Here is a 4,414-nt window from a genome sequence, read left to right as displayed (position 1 = left end):
GCGAGCTGGCGGGGACACCCGGTCCGGCAAAAGCCTGGGAAGAGTCGAACCCCTATGAATCGTTACTGGTTTCGCTGAATCGCGCCGTGCGCCAGGGCAGCGTACCCGATGAGTATCAGTCTGTCCCGGTCACTTCTGAAGTGCTGCAGGTGCCGGCTGGTCTGCGCGCCACTGCCGATCGGGTCTGGGTCGGTCATCACCTGAAAGTTGTCCGTTACAGTCTGGATAACGTCTCCCTGTCGCCCCGTATGGTGCGTGAAAGCGATTTCTGGCAGCCCGGAACACGTGCCGTCATGTTCAGTACCCCGGCGGGCCAGCTGACTGCCGGTGGTCGCATGCAGATTTGGGTCACGACGTCAGATGAAGGAGTGAAGCGCTGATGGCCAACTTCAACACGCTGATCAAACGTAAGCAATATATCTGGCTGGGACTCATTCTGGCGGGCGGTGCGGCAGCAGTCGGAGGCGGGCTGTATCTGTCAGATCTGAACATGAGCTCTGATGAGGAAGCCCCGGCTCAGGGCGAACCCGCGCCGGATATGACCGGGGTGGTCGACAGCAGCTTCAACAGTAAGGTGGAGCAGCACGCGACAACAGAAATGCAGGCGACTGCCGCTGATCTCAACAAGCGTTTTGAGTCCCTGCAGGGGGAAGTGGATCTGCTGAGTAAGGCGCGAACCGCTGACCAGATACGTATCGACAAGCTCAGCAGTGACAATGAAGCCATGCAGAATCAGCTGAAGGCGCTGGGCGTGAAACCGGCTGTCTCTGGTGGCGAGCCCGCGCCGACTCCTCCGTCACCGCCGCCCGGTCCGGAAGGTGAGCCGCAGCCAGCCAGTTATCCGCCGCAGACCGGCGCCGCGGTACCGTTTCCGACGGCATTCTATCCGGGGAATGGTATGACACCGCCGCCGCAGGTCAGCTACCAGTCTGTGCCGGTACCAAACCAGATACAGCGTAAAACGTTCAGTTACGACAAAGGAAAGAAAGCGAAGTCATTGCCGTACATTCCGTCGGGGAGCTTCGCAAAAAGCACGCTTATCGAGGGGGCTGATGCCAACGCGTCTGTTACCGGCAATGAATCCACGGTGCCGATGCAGCTGCGTATCACCGGGCGCGTGGAAATGCCAAACAGCAAAACCTACGACCTGACAGGGTGTTTTGTGGGGCTTGAAGCCTGGGGCGACGTATCGAGTGAGCGCGCCATTGTCCGGACCCGCAATATCAGCTGTATCAAAGGTGATAAAACCATCGATCAGCCAATTAACGGCCACGTTTCCTTTATGGGGAAAAACGGGGTTAAGGGAGAGGTGGTGATGCGTAACGGAAAAATCCTCGGCTGGGCATGGGGGGCCGGTTTTGTTGATGGGATTGGCCAGGGAATAGAACGTGCTTCTCAGCCGGCTGTGGGGCTGGGCGCCACGGCAACTGTCGGCGCTGCTGATGTACTCAAAATGGGGATTGGCGGCGGAGCGTCCAAAGGTGGTTCATCGCTGAGTGAATACTACATTAAACGTTCTGAGCAGTATCACCCAGTTATCCCGATCGGTGCGGGCAACGAAGTGACCGTCGTGTTCCAGGATGGATTCCAGCTGAAAACGATTGAAGAGCTGGAAGCGGAAAAGAACGGGCAACAGCAGGCTCAGAATCAGGAGGCGGAGCCGGCACCGCAGGCTGATGCACATCATCAGTCAGGTGGCGGTATGAACGGATTCAATACTGACGAGATGCTGAAGAAACTTGGGAAACTCGATCCCCGTGAGTTCTCTCCGGGTGCAGCGCAGCAGGGGGGATCTGCGGAATGAACAGGAAGCAGGAGATAAAAGAGCCTAAGCCTGTACCTCACTCTGCAAATTATTTAGACCCCAAACTTTATGAGGAGCTTGTAAGGGCTGCTAATAATCTTGCAGAAGCAGTATTCAGGAAGACTGACTGGAAATCGATTTTTAAAAAATAAACAGATTACGGGTGAATATATGAAGGAATTAATGCTGTTAATTCCTCTGGGCAGCGCTTTGCTCTTAACCGGGTGTGCGGGCACAGAGACCGAATTTCAATGTAATGCCACGACGTCGGATACCTGTATGACGATGGAACAGGCAAATGAAAAAGCGAAGCTGAAAGAGGAACGCAGTGACGCAAAGCCGGTTGCGGCCGGGTTGCCACAACTGGCTGAGGGTAATTTCAGAACAACGTCAGTTAATTCGTACCCGTTGCCGCCACAGCCAAATTTAATGCATCCCGGAGCAACGACAACTGCGCCGACTAATACAGTAACGTCAGGATTGCTGACGAATAACAGAATAGTCAGTACGCCGGTATATCGGCCTGTGGCTGTAGCGCCAGCTGTTAGGCCGGTGAGTGTATCAACTTTTACATCTCCGGTGACGGCTCCTGGTAACTATCCCCGACCATTAAGAAACGGGGAGGAGACAACGTCATTGTGGATAGCGCCGTATGTGGATGCAGATGATGTATATCACCAGCCGGCAACGGTTCTTTTTGTCGTAAAACCATCGGCGTGGGGACAACCTCGCCTTAATTGATTTACAGCGCCATTACTGGCGCTGCAGTAAGTTTTCATTTCTGAATTAAAACGAGTGCCCTCTGCGTTGAAAGGGATGGGCGGTAGCGTGTGAAATGAACGTCGATAACGAAAAATGAAAGGATTTGAAAAATGACTGACTCAATGAAATATCTATGGCTGCTTTTGCGCGATGATTCGTCATATATTTTTATGTTGATGTTGATTGTTGGCACTGCCGTAGTTATGTCTTTCTTTTTACAGAGGTTGTTTGTGTCATGGTGGGGTAAGACAATCATTCTGATAATGTGTATTGTCGTCGCGATTACAGAAGTTTTTGGCTTTCTTGAGCCTGAGTCAACATACAAACAGATTCAAACCAGAAAACAGGATGTCATCTATACGCTGAAAAACTGCAGAATCCACGCATTTGAAGCGCAGCAGGCAGGGTTTCTGGCTAAAGCAAAAGATGCCTGGTCTTGCCCGGATGGCGTAACACGGTATATGGATGTGAGATACAGAGATAAGGCAGAGATTAATAAACTCAGTACGGAGGGTAAGTAACGTTATGGATGAATTATTCAAATGGCTGCTTGCTCTGGCTTCTTTATTTTTAGTATATCTCTTTCTCTTTTCTTCCAGTAATGACCCTGTACCAGAGGCGCTCGCGCACCACTGGACTCATGACTGCCGGTTGCTTGAGACTAATATTGATAAAGGGTTTTTCTCTCCTGCGCAAAATCGACTTCAGTGTGGTGATGTTATTGAAAATGTCAGTAAGGCTGATTATGACAGAGCGATAAGTGGCGATAAGCAAACAACTCTCGCAGAGGCAATGAAAGAAATATTCACTCGTTAATATATAAGCAGAGGCAATAAAGTATGCATGCCTTTATTTTTCTGGTGCTGATGACGCCGAGTAATGGTGGTGGAATTTGGGATATTACTCCCATGCCTAATACAGATGTCTGCATAAAAATGCTACGGGTACTCGAAGCACGTGGAGGCAGAGGTTACGGAAGTAATACAGGAGAGTGCATTGAAATTAAAACACGCGAGCCTTTGAACAGCGTGATGGAAACATTGAGTGAGGGTGGGTAAATGGCTGAATCTCTGTTAAGTTTTGATAGTGATGGTTATGTACGACTGTTTTTTGCAATGGCAATCATTATCTGTGGTTACGGCTATGTAATTATGGGTGTTTTTATAAGAGATGCGCTTGCCTATATTTTAATGTTGTTTGGGCTTACAGGTCTCAGTGCTTTATTTTCTTTCATGGTATTCATGGATAAAAACATGTGGGCCGGTTCTCCTGATTTGACGCTGTCAGTAATAACGGGATTTTTTACAGCCACAGTGATCTTTTATATGTTTTATGTCTTGATTTATTCCTTTGATCGGATGGGGGCAGGTGAATAGTAAGACCGATGGTCAGTATTAACAATCTCACGTTATTTGAAAGTATGCAGCATAAGGAATAAGAAAGTGAAAGCGTACTATATACTTGGACATAACGTTGCATGGCTTAACGGTATATGCCTGATTCTTTTTGTTATTGGTGTGGTCGGTGCGCTGGCAATGGTTGCCATCCCTGAAAAATTCAATCTTCGAGTTAACAGAGGCGATACATTCATATACTGTGCGCTTATAGCGGTGGTTGGGTTTTGCGGGATGTTCGTTATCTCCATTCACTCATTTTCGATGGATGAACTTGAAGCAGGTAGACACTGGAAAAACGACTGCAATACACTTGAAGTAAACATACCGACAGGCGCTTTTACCAGCCCTGTTAATAAACTGGACTGTGATGGCATCATCATTAATGTGCCAGGTGAGCGGTATTATGCGTATATCCATCAGTGGGAATTATACCAGGCGAATAAAAAATGAA

9 protein-coding genes are annotated in these 4,414 nt (G+C 49.2%); all 9 read left to right on the top strand.

Annotated features, from left to right (window positions below; genetic code table 11):
• Positions 1 to 380, top strand: a 380-nt coding sequence (locus tag CWM53_RS07095; RefSeq protein WP_206062609.1) for a type-F conjugative transfer system secretin TraK, incomplete at its 5' end; no start/stop codon positions are given.
• Complete coding sequence (gene traB / locus CWM53_RS07090; protein WP_100730180.1) at positions 380 to 1,804, top strand: F-type conjugal transfer pilus assembly protein TraB; 1,425 nt, start codon at positions 380 to 382, stop codon at positions 1,802 to 1,804. The genes CWM53_RS07095 and traB, both read left to right, overlap by 1 nt.
• Complete coding sequence (locus CWM53_RS30865) at positions 1,801 to 1,956, top strand: hypothetical protein (RefSeq protein ID WP_165785037.1); 156 nt, start codon at positions 1,801 to 1,803, stop codon at positions 1,954 to 1,956. Before traB ends, CWM53_RS30865 begins: the two co-directional genes overlap by 4 nt.
• A gap of 19 nt (positions 1,957 to 1,975) precedes the next feature.
• Positions 1,976 to 2,545, top strand: a complete 570-nt coding sequence (traV, locus tag CWM53_RS07085) for a type IV conjugative transfer system lipoprotein TraV (RefSeq protein ID WP_100730181.1) — start codon at positions 1,976 to 1,978, stop codon at positions 2,543 to 2,545.
• Positions 2,546 to 2,676: 131 nt separating this feature from the next.
• Positions 2,677 to 3,087: a hypothetical protein gene (locus tag CWM53_RS07080; protein ID WP_100730182.1), complete on the top strand. Its 411-nt coding sequence runs from the start codon at positions 2,677 to 2,679 to the stop codon at positions 3,085 to 3,087.
• A 4-nt stretch (positions 3,088 to 3,091) separates the two neighbouring features.
• Positions 3,092 to 3,382, top strand: coding sequence for a hypothetical protein (locus tag CWM53_RS07075; RefSeq protein ID WP_048993668.1), 291 nt, complete (start codon positions 3,092 to 3,094; stop codon positions 3,380 to 3,382).
• A gap of 23 nt (positions 3,383 to 3,405) precedes the next feature.
• Entirely contained in the window at positions 3,406 to 3,624 is a 219-nt protein-coding gene (locus CWM53_RS07070; protein WP_100730183.1) for a hypothetical protein, read from the top strand.
• On the top strand, positions 3,625 to 3,942 hold the full coding sequence (locus tag CWM53_RS07065) for a hypothetical protein (protein ID WP_023320103.1): 318 nt from the start codon (positions 3,625 to 3,627) through the stop codon (positions 3,940 to 3,942).
• A gap of 66 nt (positions 3,943 to 4,008) precedes the next feature.
• Positions 4,009 to 4,413 carry a hypothetical protein gene (locus CWM53_RS07060; protein ID WP_065901345.1) on the top strand — a complete coding sequence of 135 codons (405 nt, stop codon included), beginning with the start codon at positions 4,009 to 4,011 and terminating at the stop codon, positions 4,411 to 4,413.
• Position 4,414 lies beyond the last annotated feature (1 nt).

The sequence above is a fragment of the Klebsiella sp. A-Nf5 genome (assembly GCF_002810545.1).
Taxonomy (GTDB): Bacteria; Pseudomonadota; Gammaproteobacteria; order Enterobacterales; family Enterobacteriaceae; genus Klebsiella; species Klebsiella variicola.
This window is presented reverse-complemented; position numbering and strand designations above follow the sequence as displayed.

What these genes read in the sequence shown, in the direction of transcription:
- traB (WP_100730180.1), top strand. Translation starts at nt 380, where the DNA reads ATGGCCAACTTCAACACGCTGATCAAACGTAAGCAATATATCTGGCTG.
- CWM53_RS30865 (WP_165785037.1), top strand. Translation starts at nt 1,801, where the DNA reads ATGAACAGGAAGCAGGAGATAAAAGAGCCTAAGCCTGTACCTCACTCT.
- traV (WP_100730181.1), top strand. Translation starts at nt 1,976, where the DNA reads ATGAAGGAATTAATGCTGTTAATTCCTCTGGGCAGCGCTTTGCTCTTA.
- CWM53_RS07080 (WP_100730182.1), top strand. Translation starts at nt 2,677, where the DNA reads ATGACTGACTCAATGAAATATCTATGGCTGCTTTTGCGCGATGATTCG.
- CWM53_RS07075 (WP_048993668.1), top strand. Translation starts at nt 3,092, where the DNA reads ATGGATGAATTATTCAAATGGCTGCTTGCTCTGGCTTCTTTATTTTTA.
- CWM53_RS07070 (WP_100730183.1), top strand. Translation starts at nt 3,406, where the DNA reads ATGCATGCCTTTATTTTTCTGGTGCTGATGACGCCGAGTAATGGTGGT.
- CWM53_RS07065 (WP_023320103.1), top strand. Translation starts at nt 3,625, where the DNA reads ATGGCTGAATCTCTGTTAAGTTTTGATAGTGATGGTTATGTACGACTG.